We start from the raw sequence: 20,970 nt of genomic DNA, 5'->3' as shown, positions 1-20,970 counted from the left end.
GTCTTGCCATGATCGACGTGGCCGATCGTGCCAATGTTCACATGCGGCTTGGTGCGCTCGAATTTACCTTTTGCCATGTGATCTCTCCATTCCTGCCTGCCCGTGCGGGCCTTGAATTAAGGTCTCGTGCAACCCGCTCGAGTTACGCGTATTTCTTCTGAACTTCCTGGGCGACCGCGGTCGGAACCGGCTCGTAGTGGTCGAACTGCATCGTGTACTGAGCGCGGCCCTGCGACATCGAACGCAGATTGTCGACGTACTTGAACATGTTCGCGAGCGGCACCATCGCGTTGATGACGACGGCAACGCCGCGCGCTTCCTGACCCTGGATCTGACCACGACGGCCGTTGAGATCGCCGATGACGCCGCCGACGTAATCTTCCGGCGTCACGACCTCGACCTTCATGATCGGCTCGAGCAACTGCACGCCGAGGCGCGGAGCGGCTTCCTTGAAACAGGCGCGGGAGGCGATTTCGAACGCCAGCACCGAGGAGTCGACGTCGTGGAAGGCGCCGTCGATCAGCGTGGCCTTGACACCGATCATCGGGAAGCCGGCGAACGGGCCGGAACCCATGACGCTGTTGATGCCCTTCTCGACGCCCGGGATGTATTCCTTCGGAACCGCACCGCCGACGATCTTGGACTCGAACACGAACTCTTCGCTCTCGGTGTTCGGCTCGAATATGATCTTGACGCGGGCGAACTGGCCGGTACCGCCGGTCTGCTTCTTGTGCGTGTAGTCCTGCTCGTGGGTGCGGGTGATCGTCTCGCGATAAGCCACCTGCGGCGCGCCGACATTGGCTTCGACCTTGAACTCGCGGCGCATGCGATCGACGATGATGTCGAGATGCAGCTCGCCCATGCCGGCGATGATGGTCTGGCCGCTTTCCTCGTCGGTCTTGACGCGGAAGGACGGATCCTCGGCCGCCAGACGATGCAGCGCGAGGCCCATCTTTTCCTGGTCGTTCTTGGTCTTCGGCTCGATGGCGATCTGGATGACCGGATCGGGGAATTCCATGCGCTCGAGGATGACCGGATGCAGCGGATCGCAGAGCGTATCGCCGGTGGTCGTGTCCTTGAGGCCAGCCAGGGCGACGATGTCGCCTGCGTAAGCTTCTTCGACGTCGGCGCGCGAATTCGCATGCATCTGCAGCATGCGGCCGATGCGCTCCTTCTTGCCCTTCACGGTGTTGTCGACCGAGGTGCCCTTGGCGAGCTTGCCCGAATAGATGCGGGCAAAGGTCAGCGAACCGACAAACGGGTCGTTCATGATCTTGAACGCCAGCATCGACAGCGGCTCGTTGTCATCGGCATGACGCTCGATCTCGGCGTCGGTCTTGGCGTCGACACCCTTGATGGCCGGCACGTCGATCGGCGACGGCAGGTATTCGACAACGGCGTCGAGCAGCGGCTGCACGCCCTTGTTCTTGAAGGCCGAGCCACAGAACATCGGGTAGAACTTGACCGCGATGGTGCCCTTGCGGATCAGCGCGCGGATCTCGTCGTTCGACGGCATCTTGCCTTCGAGGTAATTCTCGAGCGCGGTCTCGTCCATCTCGACGGCGGCTTCGATCATCTTCTCGCGGTACTGCTCGGCCTTTTCCTTCAGGTCGGCCGGGATCTCGACAACGTCCCAGGCAGCGCCCAGGGTCTCGTCGCGCCAGACGAGCGCGTTCATCTCGACGAGGTCGACGACGCCCTTGAACTCGGTCTCGGCGCCGATCGGCAGCTGCATGACGACGGCCTGCGCACCGAGGCGCGAGGCGATCATTTCCTCGGAGCGGTAGAAGTCGGCGCCGATCTTGTCCATCTTGTTGCAGAAGATCATGCGCGGCACATGGTATTTGTCGGCCTGGCGCCACACGGTCTCGGTCTGCGGCTCCACGCCGGCGTTGGCGTCGAGCAGCGCGATGGCGCCGTCGAGCACGCGCAGCGAACGCTCGACCTCGATGGTGAAGTCGACGTGTCCGGGGGTGTCGATGATATTGAAGCGGCGCATCTTGCCGTCGCGACCCTTCCAGAAGGTCGTGGTCGCGGCCGACGTGATGGTGATGCCGCGTTCCTGCTCCTGCTCCATCCAGTCCATGGTGGCAGCGCCGTCATGGACTTCGCCGATCTTGTGCGACTTGCCCGTGTAGTAGAGGACGCGCTCGGTCGTCGTCGTCTTGCCGGCGTCGATATGCGCCATGATACCGAAATTGCGGTAGTCTTCGATTTTGTATTCGCGGGCCATGGGAGGTGCCTCTCAGTCTCTTTCGCGTTACCAGCGGTAATGCGCGAAGGCGCGGTTGGCTTCCGCCATCTTGTGGGTGTCTTCACGCTTCTTGACGGCCGTGCCGCGGTTGTTGGCCGCGTCCATCAGCTCGCCCGAGAGGCGGTCGACCATGGTGGTCTCGTTGCGGTTGCGGGCCGCGGCGATCAGCCAGCGGATGGCCAGCGCCTGACGGCGCTCGGGGCGCACGTCGACCGGAACCTGGTAGGTGGCGCCGCCAACGCGACGCGAGCGCACTTCCACATGCGGCGCGACATTGTCGAGCGCCTGATGGAAGACGGTGACCGGCTCCTGCTTGGTCTTGGCCTGGACCTGGTCCAGCGCGCCATAGACGATGGTCTCGGCAACCGACTTCTTGCCGTCATACATGACGGCGTTCATGAACTTGGTGACAATCAGATCGCCGAACTTGGGGTCCGGATTGATCTCACGCTTTTCTGCACTGTGACGACGGGACATGGGAAACCCTTACTTCGGACGCTTGGCGCCGTATTTCGAACGACGCTGCTTGCGGTTCTTCACACCCTGCGTGTCGAGCACGCCGCGGATGATGTGGTAGCGGACGCCCGGCAGATCCTTGACGCGACCGCCGCGGATCATGACCACCGAGTGCTCCTGAAGGTTGTGGCCTTCGCCGGGGATGTAGCCGATCACTTCAAAGCCGTTGGTCAGGCGAATCTTGGCCACCTTGCGCAGCGCCGAGTTCGGCTTCTTCGGCGTCGTGGTGTAGACGCGCGTGCAGACACCCCGCTTCTGCGGGTTCTGCTGCATGGCCGGGACCTTGTTACGCTTCACCGGCGCCAGGCGCGGCTTGCGGATCAGCTGGTTGACGGTAGGCATTAAACCCTCTTGTCTCTCAATTCCGTGTCTGCCCTGTCAGGGCCGCTCAAAGCGTCATTCCCATACGCAAATTCGGGCAACACACCGCGCTTCGCGGTCCTGCCCGAACAAATTGCAGAGGAAGCGGAAGCCGCTTCATGCGCGCCGGAAATGTCTTTTCGCTCGTAAAACGAACCCTGTTTGAGGCAAACTCCAAAGCGTGTCGCTTCGGACAGGAGAGCCTCACATCGGTTCTGACGTCGCGGCTTCTACTCGCAACCCCAGGGTCCGTCAACCCCGGCGCGGCAAATATTGCGTCCAACCCAAAGCTGGGCAGCCATGCGAAAAACGCATGTAATTTTCTTGCGTCTTTTTTCAAGAGCGAGGAAGAAAGTGACTGGCTTTGCGCTGTCCTGCGCCCTTGCTTCGTGCCAAAAGGCGGCTTGCACCGGACAATCGCCGGGGAAACGAGGAATCAGCCGTGAACGACAATGAAGAACGGCCGGTCACGATCATCACCGGGCGGGTCTGGAAGAAGAAAGGCGGCAAGCCGGAGGGCGTGCACGTGATGCTGGTGGCGCCCGACGATGATTCTGCCGTGCGCCGCGCGCTCGAATCGCTCGCCGCGGAAGGTTACGCCGAGGCCGAGCTCGACCAGATCGGCGACATGGAGGGCGAGCCCGACGAGGAGCCGCATCTGTCGGCCTATCAGGGCGCGCTCGAAGGCGAAGTTTCGATCGTCACCTTTGAAGAGCCGATCTGAAAAGCGCGGCCAGCCGTCATATTTCCCAGAACCCGCCGGACAAACCTGCCCCGCTAGGCACTCTTTCATTCCTTGGAGTTTCCATGACCAGCAGTCCCATCAAGCTCGGCATCGTCGGTGTGGGCAAGATCGTGCGCGACCAGCATTTGCCGGCTGTCGCCAAGGATGGGGACTTTCAGCTCGCCGCCGCGGCCAGCCGCCACGGCAAAGTCGACGAGATCCCGAACTATCCAACGATCGAAGCCATGCTTGCGGCCGAACCCGGCCTCGAGGCGGTCTCGCTCTGCATGCCGCCGCAGTTCCGTTACGACGCCGCGCGCACCGCGCTGGAGGCGAAAAAGCATGTGTTCCTCGAAAAGCCGCCGGGCGCCACGGTCAGCGAAGTCGAACACCTCAAGGCGCTTGCCGAAAGGAACGGCGTCTCGCTCTTTGCCAGCTGGCATTCGCGCTATGCGCCGGCGGTGGAGGCCGCGCGCGCTTTCCTTGCCTCGGCCAGACTGATTTCGGCCGCCATCAATTGGAAGGAAGACGTGCGCCGCTGGCACCCGAACCAGGAATGGATCTGGGAACCCGGCGGCTTCGGCGTGTTCGATCCGGGCATCAACGCGCTGTCGATCGCCACCCACATCCTGCCTGCTATGTTCATCACCTCGGCCGTGCTCGATTTTCCGGAGAACCGCGCGGCACCGGTCGCGGCACATGTCGCCTTCCGCACGTCCAACGGCCTGCCGGTGACGATGGAGCTCGACTGGCTTCAGACCGGCCCGCAGAGCTGGGACATCGTCGCCGAGACCGACAAGGGCAAGATGGTGCTGTCGGGCGGCGGCGCTAAGCTCGCCGTCGATGGCAAGGTCGTCCACGACGAGCCCGAGGCCGAATATCCGATGCTTTACAAGCGCTTCGCCGAGATCGTTCGCGCCGGGACTTCCGATGTCGACCTCGCGCCGCTGCAGCACGTCGCCGACGCGTTCATGCTCGGCAAGCGCAACGTGGTCGAGGCGTTCTTCGACTGAGGCGGCGGCAAAGCGCCGAGGCCAACGGCATCCTCAGTCGACCATCGCAATGGCGAAGCCGTCATAGCCCTTGGCGCCTACGGTCTGGATGGCGGTGCCGTCCAGCCGCTTCTCGCCGCCGATGAACGAAAACGCGGCGCGAGCGCCTTCGACATTGGCGTCGCCGCTGTTCTTTTTCACGACCGCGCCGTCGCGGATGACGTTGTCGCAGACGATGACGGTGCCTGGGCGCGACAGCTTCATGGCCCGGGTCAGATAGTTCGGGTTGTTCGGCTTGTCGGCATCGATGAAGATGAGGTCGAACGATCCGGCACCTTCGTCCGCCAGCTTGCCAAGCGACTGCAGCGCAGGGCCTACGCGCAGGTCGACCCTGTCGGAAACCCCTGCCCGCTCGAAATTCGAGCGCGCGACCTTGGCGTGGTGCGGATCGAGCTCCAGCGTCACAATCTTGCCGTCCGCCGGCAATCCCCTCGCCATCCAGATGGTCGAGTAGCCGCCGAGCGTGCCGATCTCCAGCACCTTCTTCGCGCCGCGGATGCGCACCAGCAGCGACAGCAGCTTGCCCTGCGCGGCCGACACGTCGATCGCGGGCAGGCCCTGATCGCGGTTGGCCTTAAGCACCGCATCCAGGACGGGATCCGCTTCGAAAAGAGAGGAAACGATGTAGTCGTCGACAGCCGTCCAAGTCTTGCTGCTCATAGTTCTTCCTCGTTCGTGAAGATCAGGATGACGGCTAATAGAACCGTCATACTGATCTGGTCTCTTTATTCGATCACGATCTCTTCCGAAAACCGGCGTCCGCTTTTCGGGATCACGCTCTTGAAATGCAAGAAGGGGCCACGTGGGCCCCTTCTCATCGTTTCTCATGTCAAGCCGCTCACTGCGCGGCGTTGACCATGTCGGTCAGCATCGGGTCGGCGACCTCGACACCGGAGGCCTTGCGGCGCTCGTCGATGATGAGCTCGTCGCGCGAGGTTGCGATGCGCCGGATTTGGCTCATCGTACCGCCCGTGCCGGCCGGGATCAGACGGCCGACGATGACGTTTTCCTTCAGGCCCTGCAGCATGTCGGTCTTGCCGGCAACCGCGGCCTCGGTGAGCACCCTGGTCGTCTCCTGGAAGGAAGCGGCCGAGATGAAGGACGGCGTCTGCAGCGAGGCTTTGGTGATGCCGAGCAGCACCGGCTGACCTTCGGCCGGCTTCTTGCCGTCCTCGATCAGGCGCTCGTTGACCTCTTCCAGTTCGATGACGTCGACGTGGTCGCCCGGAATGTAGGTCGAGTCGCCCTGTGTGGTGATCTCGACCTTCTGCAGCATCTGGCGAACGATCACCTCGATGTGCTTGTCGTTGATCGACACGCCCTGCAGACGGTAGACCTCCTGGATCTCGTTGACGAGGTAGGAGGCAAGCGCCTCCACGCCCTTGATCGCCAGGATGTCGTGCGGCGCCGGGTTGCCGTCGAGGATGTAGTCGCCCTTCTCGATGACGTCGCCGTCCTGAAGATGGAACGGCTTGCCCTTCGGGATCAGGTACTCCACCGGCTCGAGCGTCGAGTCATGCGGCTCGATGATGATGCGGCGCTTGTTCTTGTAGTCGCGGCCGAAGCGGATCGTGCCATCGATCTCGGCGATGATGGCGTGATCCTTCGGACGGCGAGCCTCGAACAATTCCGCAACACGCGGCAGACCGCCGGTGATGTCCTTGGTCTTGGCGCTTTCCATCGGGATACGCGCAAGCACGTCGCCCGGACGGACATGCGCGCCCGGCTCGACCGAGAGGATGGCCTCGACCGAGAGCAGGAAGCGTGCATCGCCGCCCTTCGACAGCTTGCCGACCTTGCCCTTGGCGTCCTGGATGACGATCGCGGGCTTCAGGTCGCTGCCGCGCGGCGTCGAACGCCAGTCGATGACCTCACGCTTGGTGATGCCGGTCGACTCGTCGGCCGTTTCCTGCACGGAGATGCCGTCGACCAGATCCTCGAACGCCACCCTGCCCTCGATTTCGGTGAGGATCGGGCGGGTATAGGGATCCCACTCGGCGATACGCTGGCCGCGCTTCACCTTGTCGCCATCGTCCACGAAGATACGCGAACCATAGGCGACGCGGTGCGTGGCGCGCTCCTTGCCGGTCTCATCGAGGATGAGCACCGCCATGTTGCGGCCCATGACCATCTGCTGGCCTTCCGAGTTGCGCACCACGTTGCGGTTGCGGATCTGCACCTTGCCCTCATAGGAGGCTTCAAGGAACGAGCTATCCACCACCTGCGCCGTGCCGCCCATGTGGAAGGTACGCATGGTGAGCTGGGTGCCCGGCTCGCCGATCGACTGCGCCGCGATGACGCCGACGGCCTCGCCCTGGTTGACGGGGGTACCGCGGGCCAGGTCGCGGCCGTAGCAGACAGCGCACACGCCGGTCCTGACCTCGCAGGTCAGCGCCGAACGGATGCGGATCGACTGCACGCCGGCCTTTTCGATCTGCTCCACATCGCGCTCATCCATCAGCGTTCCGGCCTTGACCAGCAATTCGCCGGAGACTGGATGGTTGATGTCGTCGAGCGCGGTGCGGCCCAGCACGCGCTGGCCGACCGAAGCGACGACCTGACCGGCATCGACGATCGGCTGCATGGTGAGGCCCTTGTCGGTGCCGCAATCCACGGAGTTGACGATGCAGTCCTGCGCCACGTCGACGAGACGGCGGGTGAGGTAACCCGAATTCGCCGTCTTCAAGGCGGTGTCGGCCAGACCCTTGCGGGCGCCGTGGGTCGAGTTGAAATACTCGAGCACGGTAAGGCCTTCCTTGAAGTTCGAGATGATCGGCGTCTCGATGATTTCACCCGAGGGCTTGGCCATCAGGCCACGCATGCCGGCGAGCTGACGCATCTGGGTGGGCGAACCGCGCGCACCCGAATGCGACATCATGTAGATCGAGTTCATCGGCTTCTGGCGGCCATTGTCCTCGAACTCCACCGCCTTGATGCGGGCCATCATCTCGTCGGCGACCTTTTCCGAGCACTTGGCCCAGGCGTCGACGACCTTGTTGTACTTCTCGCCCTGGGTGATCAGGCCGTCATTGTACTGCTGCTCGTATTCCTTGGCCAAAGCCTCGGTCTCGGAGACCAGCTTGATCTTGGAATCCGGGATCAGCATGTCGTCCTTGCCGAACGAGATGCCGGCGCGGCAGGCATGCGCGAAGCCGAGCGCCATGATGCGATCGCAGAAAATGACCGTCTCCTTCTGACCGCAGTGGCGGTAGACGGTGTCGATCATCTTGGAGATGTTCTTCTTGGTCATCTCCTGGTTGGCGGTCTCATACGGCACGTTGACGTTCTTCGGCAGCAGTTCGCCGATGATCATGCGGCCAGGCGTGGTGTCGTAGATCTTCGACACCGTCTTGCCTTCGGCGTCGACGGTGCGGAAGCGACCCTTGATCTTGGCGTGCAGCGTCACGGCCTTGGTCTCCAGCGCATGCTGGAGCTCGCCCATGTCGGCAAACACCATGCCCTCGCCCGGCTCGTTCTGGTTGACGATCGAGAGATAGTAGAGACCGAGAACCATGTCCTGCGACGGCACGATGATCGGCGCGCCGGAGGCCGGGTGCAGGATGTTGTTGGTCGACATCATCAGCACGCGGGCTTCCAACTGCGCTTCCAAGGACAGCGGCACGTGGACCGCCATCTGGTCGCCGTCGAAGTCGGCGTTGAAGGCGGTGCAGACCAGCGGATGCAGCTGGATCGCCTTGCCTTCAATCAGGATCGGCTCGAACGCCTGGATGCCGAGGCGGTGCAGCGTCGGCGCGCGGTTCAGGAGCACCGGATGCTCGCGGATGACCTCGTCGAGAATATCCCAGACCTCCGGACGCTCCTTCTCGACCAACTTCTTCGCCTGCTTGACGGTCGAGGAGAAACCCTTGGCGTCGAGGCGGGCGTAGATGAAGGGCTTGAACAGCTCGAGCGCCATCTTCTTCGGCAGGCCGCACTGATGCAGCTTCAGCTCCGGACCGGTCACGATGACCGAGCGGCCGGAATAGTCGACGCGCTTGCCGAGCAGGTTCTGACGGAACCGGCCCTGCTTGCCCTTGAGCATATCGGACAGCGACTTCAGCGGACGCTTGTTGGCGCCGGTGATGACGCGGCCGCGACGGCCATTGTCGAACAACGCGTCGACGGCTTCCTGCAGCATGCGCTTTTCGTTGCGCACGATGATGCCGGGCGCGCGCAACTCGATCAGCCGCTTCAGGCGGTTGTTGCGGTTGATGACGCGGCGATAGAGATCGTTGAGGTCGGACGTGGCGAAGCGACCGCCGTCCAGCGGGACGAGTGGACGCAGGTCCGGCGGGATCACCGGAACAACCTTCATGATCATCCATTCCGGACGGTTGCCGGATTCCATGAAGTTTTCCACGACCTTGAGCCGCTTCAGATACTTCTTCTGCTTGAGCTCGGAGGTGGTCGAAGCCAGCTCCGAACGCAGGTCGCCGGCGATCTTCTCCAGGTCCATGCCGGCCAGAAGGTCATGGATGGCCTCGGCGCCGATCATGGCGGTGAAAGAGTCCTCGCCATACTCGTCGACGGCAAGCATGTACTCTTCCTCGCTGAGGAGCTGGTTCTCCTTCAGCGCGGTGAGGCCGGGCTCGGTGACGATGTAGTTCTCGAAGTAGAGCACACGCTCGATATCCTTGAGCGTCATGTCGAGCAGTGTGCCGATGCGCGAAGGCAGCGACTTCAGGAACCAGATATGGGCGACGGGCGCGGCGAGCTCGATATGGCCCATGCGCTCGCGGCGGACGCGCGACAGCGTGACTTCGACGCCGCACTTTTCGCAGATGACGCCCTTGTACTTCATGCGCTTGTACTTGCCGCACAGGCACTCATAGTCCTTGATCGGGCCAAAAATGCGCGCGCAGAACAGGCCGTCACGCTCCGGCTTGAAGGTGCGGTAGTTGATGGTCTCCGGCTTCTTGATCTCGCCGAACGACCAGGACAGAATCTTCTCTGGGCTGGCAAGCGAGATCCGGATGGAATCGAACACCTGCGCAGGCGCCTGCGGATTGAAGAGATTCATGACCTCTTGGTTCATGCCGTTCTCCTTTTCGGGGTCCTCGATAACCCCTTGCATCGATCGCGGACGAAATGTCCGCAGACTGGCCGGTTGCCCGACCGAAAAATTTGAAGGGCGCGCCGCATCCTAGAGCGGCGCGCCGTGGGTTTTACTCGGCTGCGTCGGGCAGACGCGTCGGGGTCTCTTCGACCTGGGTATTCTCCAGCTCCACATTCAGGCCCAGCGAGCGCATTTCCTTGACGAGAACGTTGAAGCTCTCCGGAATGCCTGCCTCGAACGTGTCGTCGCCGCGCACGATCGCCTCGTAGACCTTGGTGCGGCCGGCGACGTCGTCCGACTTCACCGTCAGCATTTCCTGCAGTGTGTAGGCGGCGCCGTAGGCTTCGAGCGCCCAGACCTCCATTTCGCCGAAGCGCTGGCCGCCGAACTGCGCCTTGCCGCCCAGCGGCTGCTGGGTGACGAGCGAGTACGGACCGATCGAACGCGCGTGGATCTTGTCGTCCACCAGGTGATGCAGCTTGAGCATATAGATATAGCCCATCGTCACCTTGCGATCGAACGGCTCGCCGGTGCGGCCGTCATAGAGCTGCGACTGACCGCTGGTGTGCAGGCCTGCCTGCTCCAGCATGGTGTTGATGTCGGCCTCATGCGCGCCGTCGAACACCGGTGTCGCGATGGAGACGCCGCGGCGCATCTGCTCGCTCAGGCGAACGATGCTCTCGTCGTCATACTCGCGGATCGGCTCGTTGCGGTCGTTGGCCGGCATGAAGCTTTCCAGCGTCTTGCGCAGCGGCTTGATATCGCCGCCACCCTTATACGCGTCGATCAGCTCGCCGATCTTCCTGCCCATGCCTGCGCAAGCCCAGCCCAGATGCGTTTCCAGGATCTGGCCGACATTCATGCGGCTCGGCACACCCAGCGGGTTGAGCACGATATCGGCATGCGTGCCGTCCTCGAGGAAAGGCATGTCCTCGACCGGAACGATGCGCGACACGACACCCTTGTTGCCGTGACGGCCGGCCATCTTGTCGCCCGGCTGCATCTTGCGCTTCACCGCCACGAAGACCTTGACCATCTTCATGACGCCCGGAGGCATTTCGTCGCCGCGTTGCACCTTCTCGACCTTGTCCATGAAACGCTGCTCGAGCGCCTTCTTGGACTCGTCATACTGGCCGCGCAGGGCCTCGAGTTCGCCCTGGAGCTTCTCGTTCTCCACGGCGAACTGCCACCACTGCGAACGCGGATACTCGTCGAGCGTGTCCTTCGACAGCTTCGAGCCCTTCTTGAAGCCCTTCGGTCCGGCGATCGCTTCCTTCCCGACCAGCACGTCGGAAAGACGCGCATAGACGTTGCGGTCGAGGATCGCCTGTTCGTCGTCGCGGTCCTTGGCCAGACGCTCGATCTCCTCGCGCTCGATCGCCATCGCGCGCTCGTCCTTCTCCACGCCGTGGCGGTTGAAGACGCGCACTTCGACGACCGTGCCGAAGGTGCCCGGAGGCATGCGCATGGAGGTGTCGCGGACGTCCGAGGCCTTTTCGCCGAAGATGGCGCGGAGCAACTTTTCTTCCGGCGTCATCGGGCTTTCGCCCTTCGGCGTGATCTTGCCGACCAGGATGTCGCCCGGCTGCACCTCGGCACCGATATAGACGATGCCGGCCTCGTCGAGGTTCTTCAGCGCCTCTTCCGAAACGTTCGGAATGTCGCGCGTAATTTCCTCCGGCCCGAGCTTGGTGTCGCGCGCCATGACCTCGAACTCCTCGATGTGGATCGAGGTGAAGACGTCGTCGGCCACGATGCGCTCGGAGAGCAGGATCGAGTCCTCGTAGTTGTAGCCGTTCCACGGCATGAACGCGACCAGCACGTTGCGGCCGAGCGCCAGATCGCCGAGCTCGGTCGAGGGACCGTCGGCAATGATGTCGCCCTTGTTGACGCGGTCGCCCATGCGCACCAGCGGACGCTGGTTGATGCAGGTGTTCTGGTTCGAACGCTGAAACTTCATCAGCCGGTAGATGTCGACGCCGGACTTGCCGGGGTCGAGATCTTCCGTGGCGCGGATGACGATACGGGTGGCGTCGACCTGGTCGACCACGCCGCCGCGGCGGGCGCCGATGGCAGCACCCGAGTCCCGGGCGACGACCGGCTCCATGCCGGTGCCGACGAACGGCGCCTCGGCGCGCACCAGCGGCACGGCCTGACGCTGCATGTTCGAGCCCATCAGCGCGCGGTTGGCGTCGTCGTTCTCGAGGAACGGGATGAGCGCTGCCGCGACCGACACCATCTGCTTCGGCGAGACGTCCATCAGGTCGACGTTCTCGCGCGGCGCCATCATCACTTCGCCGGCGTTACGGCAAATGACGAACTCGTCGACGAAGCTGCCGTTCTTGTCGAGCTCGGCGTTGGCCTGCGCGACATAGTGCTTGGCCTCTTCCATCGCCGACAGGTAGACAACCTCGTTGGTAAGCTTGCCGCTCACGATCTTGCGGTACGGGCTTTCGATGAAGCCGTACTTGTTGACGCGCGCGAAGGTAGCCAGCGAGTTGATCAGACCGATATTCGGGCCTTCCGGCGTTTCGATCGGGCAGATGCGGCCGTAATGCGTCGGGTGCACGTCGCGCACCTCGAAGCCGGCGCGCTCGCGGGTCAGGCCGCCCGGTCCAAGCGCCGACAGGCGGCGCTTGTGCGTGATCTCCGACAGCGGGTTGGTCTGGTCCATGAACTGCGACAGCTGCGAGGAACCGAAGAACTCGCGCACGGCGGCGGCGGCCGGCTTGGCGTTGATCAGATCTTGCGGCATGACCGTGTCGATCTCGATCGAGGACATGCGCTCCTTGATCGCGCGCTCCATGCGCAGCAGGCCGACGCGGTACTGGTTCTCCATCAACTCGCCGACCGAACGCACGCGGCGGTTGCCGAGATTGTCGATGTCGTCGATCTCGCCCTTGCCGTCGCGGAGTTCGACCAGCGTCTTGACCACGGCCAGGATATCGTCCTTGCGCAGCACGCGCACGGTGTCCTCGGCCTTGAGCTCGAGCCGCATGTTCATCTTGACGCGGCCGACAGCCGACAGGTCGTAGCGCTCGCTGTCGAAGAACAGCGAGTTGAACATGGCTTCGGCGGTCTCGAGCGTCGGTGGCTCGCCCGGGCGCATGACGCGGTAGATGTCGAACAGCGCGTCCTGGCGGCTCTCGTTCTTGTCGACGTTGAGCGTGTTGCGGATGTAGGCGCCGACATTGACGTGGTCGATGTCCAGGATCTGGATCTCGTCCTCGCCGGTGCCGAGCAGCACCTTTAGCGTCTTGTCGTCGATCTCGTCGCCGGCTTCGAGGAAGATCTCGCCGGTGGCGTAGTTGACGATGTCCTCGGCAAGGTAGTTGCCGAGCAGGTCCTCGTCGGTCGCCTTGATGGCCTTGAGACCCTTCTCGCCGAGCTGGCGAGCCTGGCGGGCGGTGATCTTCTTGCCTTGTTCGACCACGATCTCGCCGGTGTCGGCGTCGACCAGGTCGCCGACGGCCTTGAGGCCGCGGAAACGCTCGACGTTGAACGGAATGCGCCAGTGGTCGCCGGCGCGCTTGTAGGTGATCTTGTTGTAGAAGGTCGACAGGATCTCCTCGCCGTCCATGCCGAGCGCCATCAAGAGCGACGTCACCGGAATCTTGCGGCGACGATCGATGCGGGCGTGCACGACGTCCTTGCTATCGAACTCGATGTCGAGCCACGAGCCGCGATAGGGAATGACGCGCGCGGCAAACAGAAGCTTGCCCGATGAGTGCGACTTGCCCTTGTCATGGTCGAAGAAGACGCCCGGCGAACGGTGCATCTGCGAGACGATGACGCGCTCGGTGCCGTTGACGATGAAGGTGCCGTTCGACGTCATGAGCGGCATGTCGCCCATGTAGACGTCCTGCTCCTTGATGTCCTTGATCGACTTGGCGCCGGTATCCTCGTCGATATCGAACACGATGAGGCGCAGCGTCACCTTCAGCGGGGCAGCATAGGTCAGGTCGCGCTGACGGCACTCGTCAACGTCGAATTTCGGTGCCTCGAACTCGTACTTCACGAACTCCAGCATCGAGGAGCCGGAAAAGTCGGAGATCGGGAAGACCGACTTGAAAACGGCCTGCAGCCCTTCGTCCGGACGGCCGCCCTTGGGCTCGTCCACCATCAGGAACTGGTCATAGGATGCCTTCTGAACCTCGATGAGATTCGGCATCTCCGCAACTTCCGGGATCTTTCCGAAGAACTTGCGTACGCGTCTGCGGCCATTGAAAGTCTGGGTCTGGGCCATCGTCGCTCCTTAGCTATAAACTCGGGACGAACCTCGCCGCGGCTCGCCTTGCACCAACGGGCGGCCTTGGCGGCTGCCCCTATCTGTTTTTCCGGCCGCCCTGCCGATGGTTTGGCGGCTACCGGCTAAAACGGGAGAAAACCCGTTTCCGGAAGGCCGCTTTTCGGCCCTCAGGAAAGAGGTTTTCAAACGCCTCGCGCAACAGAACCCTCCCTTCGTCAAGGGAGGGGGCGGACGGCGCGAGACCGTCCGCCCTCGCCTAACAGGCTTACTTCAGCTCGACCTTGGCGCCAGCTGCTTCCAGCTGAGCCTTGAACTTGTCGGCGTCGGCCTTGGAAACGCCTTCCTTGACCGGCTTCGGAGCCGCTTCGACCAGGTCCTTGGCTTCCTTGAGGCCAAGGCCCGTGATGGCGCGGACTTCCTTGATGACGTTGATCTTCTGGGCGCCGGCATCGGCGAGAACGACGTCGAATTCCGTCTTCTCTTCAGCCGGAGCAGCGGCAGCGGCACCAGCGCCGCCAGCAGCGGCAACCGCCACCGGAGCGGCAGCCGAAACGCCCCACTTCTCTTCCAGGAGCTTCGACAGCTCGGCCGCCTCGAGGACGGTCAGCTTCGAAAGGTCGTCTACGATCTTTGCGAGATCAGCCATTTTTGTATTCCTTCACTAGGTTCGAACGTGTGTTGTTGACAGCGAGGAACGGCCTCATGCCGCCTCGTCCTTCCGGGCGTAAGCGCCGATGACACGCGCGACCGAAGCCGCGGGCGCATTGACGATCTGGGCGATCCGGGTAGCCGGCGTGGCGATCATGCCAACCAGCCTGGCGCGCAGCTCGTCGAGCGACGGTAGTGTGGCGAGTGCCTTCACACCGTCGGCATCGAGCGAGGTCGTACCCATCGCGCCACCGAGAATGATCAACTTGTCATTCCCCTTGGCGAAATCGGACGCGACCTTCGGCGCCGCAATCGGATCCTCCGAATAAGCGACCAGCGTCTGTCCCTTGAACAGATCGATGATCGATGCGGAGTCCGTGCCCTGAAGAGCGATCTTGGCGAGACGGTTCTTCGCGACTTTGACGGTGCCACCGGCGGCGCGCATCTTCGACCGGAGGTCGTTCATTTGCGCGACGGTGATACCGGCGTAGTGGGCCACGACGACTGAACCAGCGCTTGAAAACGCATCATTCAGGCCCGTGACGAGTTCGCGTTTTTCCGCTCTGTCCACTGCCTATCTCCAGTTGACCCCTGCCCCATTAACGAGGTCAGGCGTCGGGTTGCCTTTTGCCGGCCGGGCCATCCAGTACGGATCTCCCGAACGACGCTCGAGGATCCTGCCCCCTTTCGCCACACCAGCCGGCACGCCGGATAGTGCGCAGACAAAAGGCAAACACGGTTCGAACCTTTCATTGGAGCTTGGCTCCTTTGTCGGGTCTTCACCCGTCTCATGCAGGCCCAAGTGAATTAAGGCTTTTGGGCCGCCTGCAATCTCGGACAGGATATCCGGAAACCTTTCGGCTTCCGGGGTACCGGGCCGCCGACGGATCGGCGGTCCGGGATTCTTTTGCGATCGGCCTAGCCGATCAGATGACACTTACGACGCGGCGAGCGTCGCGATGTCGAGCTTGAGGCCGGGGCCCATCGTCGAGGTGACCGACACCTTCTTGACGTAGTTGCCCTTGGCGCCCGCGGGCTTGGCCTTGGTCACCGCATCGGCGAAGGCGCGGACATTTTCTTCCAGCGCCTTGACGTCGAACGAGACCTTGCCGACGCCGGCCTGGACGATGCCGGCCTTCTCGACGCGGAACTCGACGGCGCCGCCCTTCGAAGCCTTGACGGCCGCGGCCACATCGGTGGTCACGGTGCCGACCTTCGGGTTCGGCATCATGCCGCGCGGGCCGAGAACCTTGCCCAGACGACCGACCAGCGGCATCATGTCCGGCGTGGCGATGCAGCGATCGAAATCGATCGTGCCCTTCTGGACGATGTCGACAAGGTCCTCGGCGCCAACGATATCGGCGCCGGCGGCCTTGGCTTCCTCGGCCTTGTCGCCACGGGCAAACACCGCGACGCGCACCGAGCGGCCGGTGCCGTTCGGCAAGTTGACCACGCCGCGGACCATCTGGTCGGCATGGCGCGGATCGACGCCGAGGTTCATCGATATCTCGACGGTCTCGTCGAACTTCACCTTGGACCGGTCCTTGAGCAGCTGCAGCGCCTCGGAGAGGGCGTAAGCCTTGTTCGGATCGATGCCTTCGCGGCTCTTGGCAATACGCTTTGCAATCTTTGCCATGATCTTAGCCCACCACTTCCAGGCCCATCGAGCGGGCGGAACCCTCGACCATGCGCATGGCCGCCTCGACGTCGTTTGCGTTCAGGTCCTTCATCTTCTGCTCTGCGATCGCGCGCACCTTGTCGCGGCTGATCGTGCCAGCCTTGACCTTGCCCGGCTCCTTGGAGCCCGACTTCAGGTTGGCTGCCTTCTTCAGGAAGTAGCTCACCGGCGGCGTCTTCATGACGAAGGTGAACGACTTGTCCTGGTAGTAGGTGATGACGACCGGGATCGGCGATCCCTTCTCGAGCTCCTGGGTCTGCGCGTTGAACGCCTTGCAGAATTCCATGATGTTGATGCCGCGCTGACCAAGCGCCGGGCCGATCGGGGGCGACGGCGTGGCCGAGCCCGCGGCAACCTGGAGCTTGAGCTGGCCTGCAACTTTCTTAGCCATCTCTATTCCTGCCTTTTCTCATGCCGGCCCCTTATCCGGGGAACGCGACGGTTGCAGTCTGGTGGTGCGGTTCCGACGGCCGGCTGTGCCGCCTTCGCCTCCCACCCGTTCATGCGGCGTCTGCCGCCGCTCCCGACGCCTCGCGGCGCGGGTGTACCAACGCCTTCCGGCGCGGGTGTACGGATCAGCCCTTTTCGACCTGTCCGAATTCCAGATCGACGGGCACGGCGCGCCCGAAGATCGAAACTTCCACCTTGAGGCGGGCACGCTCCTCGTCCACTTCCTGGACGACGCCGTTGAACGACGCGAACGGACCGTCCGAAACGCGGATCGCCTCGCCGATCTCGAAGGTGACCGAAGGCTTCGGCCGCTCGACGCCCTCCTGAACCTGGTTCAGGATGCGCTGCGCCTCGGTCTCGGTGATCGGCACGGGCTTGGAGTCGCCCAGGAAACCGGTGACCTTCGGCGTGTTCTTGACCAGCGAGAACACGGCATCGGTCAGATTGGCCTTCAACAGCACATAGCCCGGGAAGAACTTGCGCTCGGCATCGACCTTGCGGCCACGGCGGATCTCGACGACCTTCTCGGTCGGCACGACGATCTGCTCGATATCGCCGGACAGGCCCTTCTGCTTGGCCTTGTTCTCGATGTCCTCGGCGACCTTCTTCTCGAAGTTCGAATAGGCGTGGACGATATACCACCGTGCAGTCATTTCACGACCTCTCCGTAAACCGCCGAATTAATGTCCGAGACCCAGGATCCACTCGATCGCGTAGCCCATCAGAATATCGGCAGCGAAGAAGAACAGCATCGCGATCACCGCGAACACCAGGACCATCACGGTCGAGATCATGGTTTCGCGCCGCGAAGGCCATGTCACCTTGGCCGTCTCCGCGCGAACCTGCTGGAGAAAGGTGAAGGGATTAGTGGTTTTCGAAGCCATGTGCCGCCTGTTTCAAGACCCGTTGGCCGGGCCTCCTGGATGATCCCGCTGACCGGGACGTGCCGCCTGGGCTCTATACGGCGCGAATCAGCGCCGCTATTTCACCCACGCAAATCAGACGCGTAAAGCCGGCTTCCCAGCTCCACGCGTCGCGTGTCTGTCTTGTCTACATAAAACCGATTCTTAATCCACGCAAGTGGCAAGGGTCCGCTTTATGTCCCAACGCCGCCTCGGAACCATCCAGTCGTCCCGTCCCGGCTATGCGGGGCTTATGCCCCAATTCCCACCATATGGCAAGCCACCCGCCGATTTTCAACCGGAAGAGCTTTGTTTTGCCGTTTGGAGAAATGGCACGGGCAGCAGGGCTCGAACCTACGACCTGCGGTTTTGGAGACCGCCGCTCTACCAACTGAGCTATGCCCGTGCATGCGCTGTTCGGCGCAGGCGCTTCCTAAAAGCTTCCGGGCACTCTGTAAAGAGCACTCGGCAGCGGTTTTGGACCCTTTGCCGGAAATCTGAATTGCGCGGCTGCCGGCAATCGATCGCGGGGGGCGCGCCCGCTCTTTAAGATTTCCCGGCCGGCGGCTTATAAGGTCCGCCCGGCACGCCCCAGCCCCAGGCCGGCATCGGCTCGGTCTCGGGATCGCAGGTCTCGCCCAGATTCGAGTTCATCTTCGCCAGCCGCGACCCCCATTCGACATAGCCCATGAAGGCGGAGCGGAATTCGGGGTCGTCCGGCAGGCCGACCTCGTCCGCCGCGTCGGCAAGGAGATTGATCCAGCGGCGGCGCTGTTCCTCGGTCAGGTGCTTGCCAAGGTGATGCATCACCATTTCGCGATGGCCGCCATGCTTCTCGCTGTAGGTCTTCGGCCCGCCAAAGACTTCGCCGATGAAGGCGGCGACATGCGCCGGGTGATCCGGCGACATGTGCCTGAATACCGGCCCGACGACCGGATCCGCGGCCACCTTGTCATAAAAGGTCCGGGTCAGCCGGTTCAGCGCCTCGCCGCCGCCGGCCCACGCATATAAAGTCGGGATGTCCTCGCTCATCGCCGCTCCTCCACCGTGTATAAAAGCACGAGCAGGATAGTGTCAGCGCCCTGCCCCGCTCAACCTGCCTCGATGGCCAGTACGCGCTATCTCCTTTGTTTACGCAATTCCGGACGGAAAACCGTAAACACTTTTCCTGGAATTGCTCTACAGCTTCGCCGGCGCCTTCGCCTCGGCATCGGCGGCCGGACGAACGCGGCAATTGTCCGGCCTGGGCGCGGATCTGCAAATGGTGGCGCCCGTCAGCGCGTCGACCGACTGCGGCCCGGTTGTCAGCCCGAATGTCTTCAGTTCGTCCCGGCTGAGTTCCCTGTGCTTCGCATATTCGGCCGACTGCATGGCGACGAAAAAGCCCGAGCCGACCGCCATTTCGTCGAGGTAGGCCCTGACCTTGTCTTCCATGCCCATGGAATGCACCAGAAAATGCGCACCGGCGCCAACCAGGCGCCGGACGCCGCCGGCGATCATCACCGCACAAGCTGCGTCGCATTCGGCGCCTGCATCGATGGTGAGCCCGGCATGGAGACCATCCGCCGCGACGCACCCCACTGCGCCCGGATCGCAATCGAGAAAATCCGTTCGGGCGACTGCGACATCCAACCCGCGCTCGCGGATCAGCCGGCCCGCGGCAAGCGCAGCCTGCACGTCTCCACCCGGCGAATCGACAATGATGGGCAACCGGCGCTCCCGGATCGTATCGAGCAGTTGGCGGAGCTTGTCGGCGGTGCCTGCCGCGATCGTGCCTTCCGCCGAAATCCATTCCGGACAATCGGGATTGCAAAGCGGATTGCTGCCGCGAACAAGAACGAAGCGCATCTCCTGTTCGTGGGCCTGCGGCGCCGGCGCGGGAACCGGCGCAATGTGTGAGGGCCCGGCCCCGACTGCAGCGATCGCGGCCGGCGCGCCGTTCGCGGGAACCTCGCGACAATTCGCCGGCGCCGGATTGCGCTGGCAAATGGTTCTCTCGGTCAGCAGGTCGAGCGAATCGAGACTGGTGACGAGTTTCATCTCCAGCATGTCTTCGGGCTCGATCTGCCTGATGTCGCTGGCAGGCGTCGCCTTCATCACGCCCAGAACGCCCTGCTCGACACCCATTTCCTTCAGATAGGCCGACAGCCGCTTCTCGACCGTCCTGCTCATCTCATAGGTCTTGTAGCTGCCGGCATTCTTGCGGCTGACGATCCTGGTGCTGACGATCTTCTTCTTGCCGTTCACGATCCGATAGGTCGTGCGGTAGAGCAGCTTCTCACGCTGGTAGGTGGTGGTGATCTGGTGCACACCGAGATAGGCCCATTCGCCGACCACGCGGCGGATGCCGCCGGCAAACATCAGCGGACAGGCCGAATTGCACATCGCGCCGCTGTCATAAGCGACGCCGGAATAGGGCTGGCCCTTGCGGCCATTGTCCAGGCAGTTCTTCATCCCCGGCGAGCAGCCGGAAAACTCCGTGATGCCGACCGCGATATCGAGCTTGTTCTTGCGGACCATGCGGCCAAGCTGCAGCGCGGCATCGACATTGCCGCCTGGTGAATTGACGACGATCGGCAGTGGCCGCCCGCCGAGCGTCTTCAGCAGGCGTCTCAGCTGCGCCGGCGTGCCGGCCTCGATCGTGCCTTCGGCGGAAATCCATTCCGGGCAGTTCGGCTCGCAGCCCGGCGCGCTGCTGCGCACGACGACGAAGCGCATCGCCGGACCGTAGTCCGCGGGCGTTTCCTTTGCGGCGGCGCTGAGCGCGGCCAGCCCTGTGGCAGCGGCCAATCCCAGCCGAAGCAGCCCGCGCCAACACCGTATGGTCTTTGAACGGAATGTTGAAACCACGTCTGGCAAGCCCCTCGGGTACAACCCATACTAGTTGCGGGGACGGGGCTTGCAACAGAATTGAAAAGGGCCGCGCGATACCACTCCAAAGCAAAAGGGCGGCCGAGGACCGCCCTTTCTTTGTCGAACCGGCAAGTGCCGGATCGATTATTCCTTGATGGTGACGACGATGCCGGCACCGACGGTGCGGCCGCCTTCACGGATGGCGAAGCGCAGCTTCTCTTCCATGGC

Annotated in this window: 16 protein-coding genes, 1 tRNA gene and 2 pseudogenes; 2 read left to right on the top strand and 17 right to left on the bottom strand. The window is 63.0% G+C overall.

All coding sequences use genetic code 11. From position 1 onward, the window contains the following. The 4 genes and pseudogenes from FJ417_RS32150 to rpsL form a co-directional block, all read right to left on the bottom strand. A pseudogene (locus tag FJ417_RS32150) lies at positions 1-77 on the bottom strand (elongation factor Tu); the annotation flags it as partial. Positions 78-142: 65 nt separating this feature from the next. Then, positions 143-2,233, bottom strand: a complete 2,091-nt coding sequence (gene fusA, locus FJ417_RS32145) for an elongation factor G (RefSeq protein WP_140646984.1) — start codon at positions 2,231-2,233, stop codon at positions 143-145. Between the two features lie 27 nt (positions 2,234-2,260). After that, a complete protein-coding gene (gene rpsG / locus FJ417_RS32140) occupies positions 2,261-2,731 on the bottom strand; it encodes a 30S ribosomal protein S7 (protein WP_027170372.1) in 471 nt (156 codons plus the stop codon). Between the two features lie 9 nt (positions 2,732-2,740). After that, the gene (gene rpsL / locus FJ417_RS32135) at positions 2,741-3,112 is read right to left on the bottom strand and encodes a 30S ribosomal protein S12 (protein WP_006202128.1); all 372 of its coding nucleotides are present in this window, start codon (positions 3,110-3,112) and stop codon (positions 2,741-2,743) included. Between the two features lie 460 nt (positions 3,113-3,572). On the opposite strand from rpsL, the gene FJ417_RS32130 reads away from it, so the two are divergent. Together FJ417_RS32130 and FJ417_RS32125 are read left to right on the top strand one after the other, a co-directional pair. Further along, the gene (locus FJ417_RS32130) at positions 3,573-3,854 is read left to right on the top strand and encodes a transcriptional regulator (protein ID WP_140646983.1); all 282 of its coding nucleotides are present in this window, start codon (positions 3,573-3,575) and stop codon (positions 3,852-3,854) included. A gap of 83 nt (positions 3,855-3,937) precedes the next feature. Then, the gene (locus tag FJ417_RS32125) at positions 3,938-4,867 is read left to right on the top strand and encodes a Gfo/Idh/MocA family oxidoreductase (protein WP_140786228.1); all 930 of its coding nucleotides are present in this window, start codon (positions 3,938-3,940) and stop codon (positions 4,865-4,867) included. Between the two features lie 33 nt (positions 4,868-4,900). On the opposite strand, the gene FJ417_RS32120 is transcribed toward FJ417_RS32125, so the two are convergent. The 13 genes and pseudogenes from FJ417_RS32120 to FJ417_RS32060 form a co-directional block, all read right to left on the bottom strand. Then, positions 4,901-5,566, bottom strand: coding sequence for an O-methyltransferase (locus FJ417_RS32120; protein ID WP_140786227.1), 666 nt, complete (start codon positions 5,564-5,566; stop codon positions 4,901-4,903). A gap of 178 nt (positions 5,567-5,744) precedes the next feature. Then, positions 5,745-9,941 carry a DNA-directed RNA polymerase subunit beta' gene (gene rpoC, locus FJ417_RS32115; RefSeq protein WP_140646980.1) on the bottom strand — a complete coding sequence of 1,399 codons (4,197 nt, stop codon included), beginning with the start codon at positions 9,939-9,941 and terminating at the stop codon, positions 5,745-5,747. Positions 9,942-10,071: 130 nt separating this feature from the next. Next, on the bottom strand, positions 10,072-14,208 hold the full coding sequence (gene rpoB, locus FJ417_RS32110; protein WP_140786226.1) for a DNA-directed RNA polymerase subunit beta: 4,137 nt from the start codon (positions 14,206-14,208) through the stop codon (positions 10,072-10,074). A 268-nt stretch (positions 14,209-14,476) separates the two neighbouring features. Beyond that, positions 14,477-14,857, bottom strand: a complete 381-nt coding sequence (rplL, locus tag FJ417_RS32105; protein WP_059189560.1) for a 50S ribosomal protein L7/L12 — start codon at positions 14,855-14,857, stop codon at positions 14,477-14,479. A 54-nt stretch (positions 14,858-14,911) separates the two neighbouring features. Continuing rightward, on the bottom strand, positions 14,912-15,430 hold the full coding sequence (rplJ, locus tag FJ417_RS32100) for a 50S ribosomal protein L10 (RefSeq protein ID WP_140545996.1): 519 nt from the start codon (positions 15,428-15,430) through the stop codon (positions 14,912-14,914). Positions 15,431-15,796: 366 nt separating this feature from the next. Further along, positions 15,797-16,495 (bottom strand): 50S ribosomal protein L1, encoded by a 699-nt coding sequence (gene rplA / locus FJ417_RS32095; protein ID WP_140637120.1) that lies wholly within the window; start codon positions 16,493-16,495, stop codon positions 15,797-15,799. A 4-nt stretch (positions 16,496-16,499) separates the two neighbouring features. Then, positions 16,500-16,928, bottom strand: coding sequence for a 50S ribosomal protein L11 (rplK, locus tag FJ417_RS32090; RefSeq protein WP_095765524.1), 429 nt, complete (start codon positions 16,926-16,928; stop codon positions 16,500-16,502). A 184-nt stretch (positions 16,929-17,112) separates the two neighbouring features. Beyond that, the gene (gene nusG, locus FJ417_RS32085) at positions 17,113-17,640 is read right to left on the bottom strand and encodes a transcription termination/antitermination protein NusG (protein WP_140545994.1); all 528 of its coding nucleotides are present in this window, start codon (positions 17,638-17,640) and stop codon (positions 17,113-17,115) included. A 27-nt stretch (positions 17,641-17,667) separates the two neighbouring features. Continuing rightward, the gene (secE, locus tag FJ417_RS32080; protein WP_027170383.1) at positions 17,668-17,871 is read right to left on the bottom strand and encodes a preprotein translocase subunit SecE; all 204 of its coding nucleotides are present in this window, start codon (positions 17,869-17,871) and stop codon (positions 17,668-17,670) included. 348 nt (positions 17,872-18,219) lie between these two features. Beyond that, a tRNA-Trp gene (locus FJ417_RS32075) sits at positions 18,220-18,295 on the bottom strand. Positions 18,296-18,435: 140 nt separating this feature from the next. Next, the gene (locus tag FJ417_RS32070) at positions 18,436-18,921 is read right to left on the bottom strand and encodes a group II truncated hemoglobin (protein ID WP_140786225.1); all 486 of its coding nucleotides are present in this window, start codon (positions 18,919-18,921) and stop codon (positions 18,436-18,438) included. 147 nt (positions 18,922-19,068) lie between these two features. Further along, positions 19,069-20,607, bottom strand: a complete 1,539-nt coding sequence (locus FJ417_RS32065) for a hypothetical protein (RefSeq protein ID WP_140786229.1) — start codon at positions 20,605-20,607, stop codon at positions 19,069-19,071. Between the two features lie 279 nt (positions 20,608-20,886). Next, positions 20,887-20,970: pseudogene (locus FJ417_RS32060) on the bottom strand (elongation factor Tu); the annotation flags it as partial.

The sequence above is a fragment of the Mesorhizobium sp. B3-1-7 genome (genome assembly GCF_006439385.1).
Lineage (GTDB): Bacteria > Pseudomonadota > Alphaproteobacteria > Rhizobiales > Rhizobiaceae > Mesorhizobium.
Note: the sequence above shows the minus strand (reverse complement) of the source record. Positions and strands in the feature narration are given on the sequence as shown.

Bases quoted from the DNA above. Each gene is read 5' to 3' on its own strand.
- rpsG (WP_027170372.1), bottom strand. From the start codon at position 2,731: ATGTCCCGTCGTCACAGTGCAGAAAAGCGTGAGATCAATCCGGACCCC.
- rpoB (WP_140786226.1), bottom strand. From the start codon at position 14,208: ATGGCCCAGACCCAGACTTTCAATGGCCGCAGACGCGTACGCAAGTTC.
- rplL (WP_059189560.1), bottom strand. From the start codon at position 14,857: ATGGCTGATCTCGCAAAGATCGTAGACGACCTTTCGAAGCTGACCGTC.
- FJ417_RS32125 (WP_140786228.1), top strand. From the start codon at position 3,938: ATGACCAGCAGTCCCATCAAGCTCGGCATCGTCGGTGTGGGCAAGATC.
- rplK (WP_095765524.1), bottom strand. From the start codon at position 16,928: ATGGCTAAGAAAGTTGCAGGCCAGCTCAAGCTCCAGGTTGCCGCGGGC.
- FJ417_RS32070 (WP_140786225.1), bottom strand. From the start codon at position 18,921: ATGAGCGAGGACATCCCGACTTTATATGCGTGGGCCGGCGGCGGCGAG.
- fusA (WP_140646984.1), bottom strand. From the start codon at position 2,233: ATGGCCCGCGAATACAAAATCGAAGACTACCGCAATTTCGGTATCATG.
- rpoC (WP_140646980.1), bottom strand. From the start codon at position 9,941: ATGAACCAAGAGGTCATGAATCTCTTCAATCCGCAGGCGCCTGCGCAG.
- FJ417_RS32120 (WP_140786227.1), bottom strand. From the start codon at position 5,566: ATGAGCAGCAAGACTTGGACGGCTGTCGACGACTACATCGTTTCCTCT.
- rpsL (WP_006202128.1), bottom strand. From the start codon at position 3,112: ATGCCTACCGTCAACCAGCTGATCCGCAAGCCGCGCCTGGCGCCGGTG.
- secE (WP_027170383.1), bottom strand. From the start codon at position 17,871: ATGGCTTCGAAAACCACTAATCCCTTCACCTTTCTCCAGCAGGTTCGC.
- FJ417_RS32065 (WP_140786229.1), bottom strand. From the start codon at position 20,607: ATGCGCTTCGTCGTCGTGCGCAGCAGCGCGCCGGGCTGCGAGCCGAAC.
- nusG (WP_140545994.1), bottom strand. From the start codon at position 17,640: ATGACTGCACGGTGGTATATCGTCCACGCCTATTCGAACTTCGAGAAG.
- rplA (WP_140637120.1), bottom strand. From the start codon at position 16,495: ATGGCAAAGATTGCAAAGCGTATTGCCAAGAGCCGCGAAGGCATCGAT.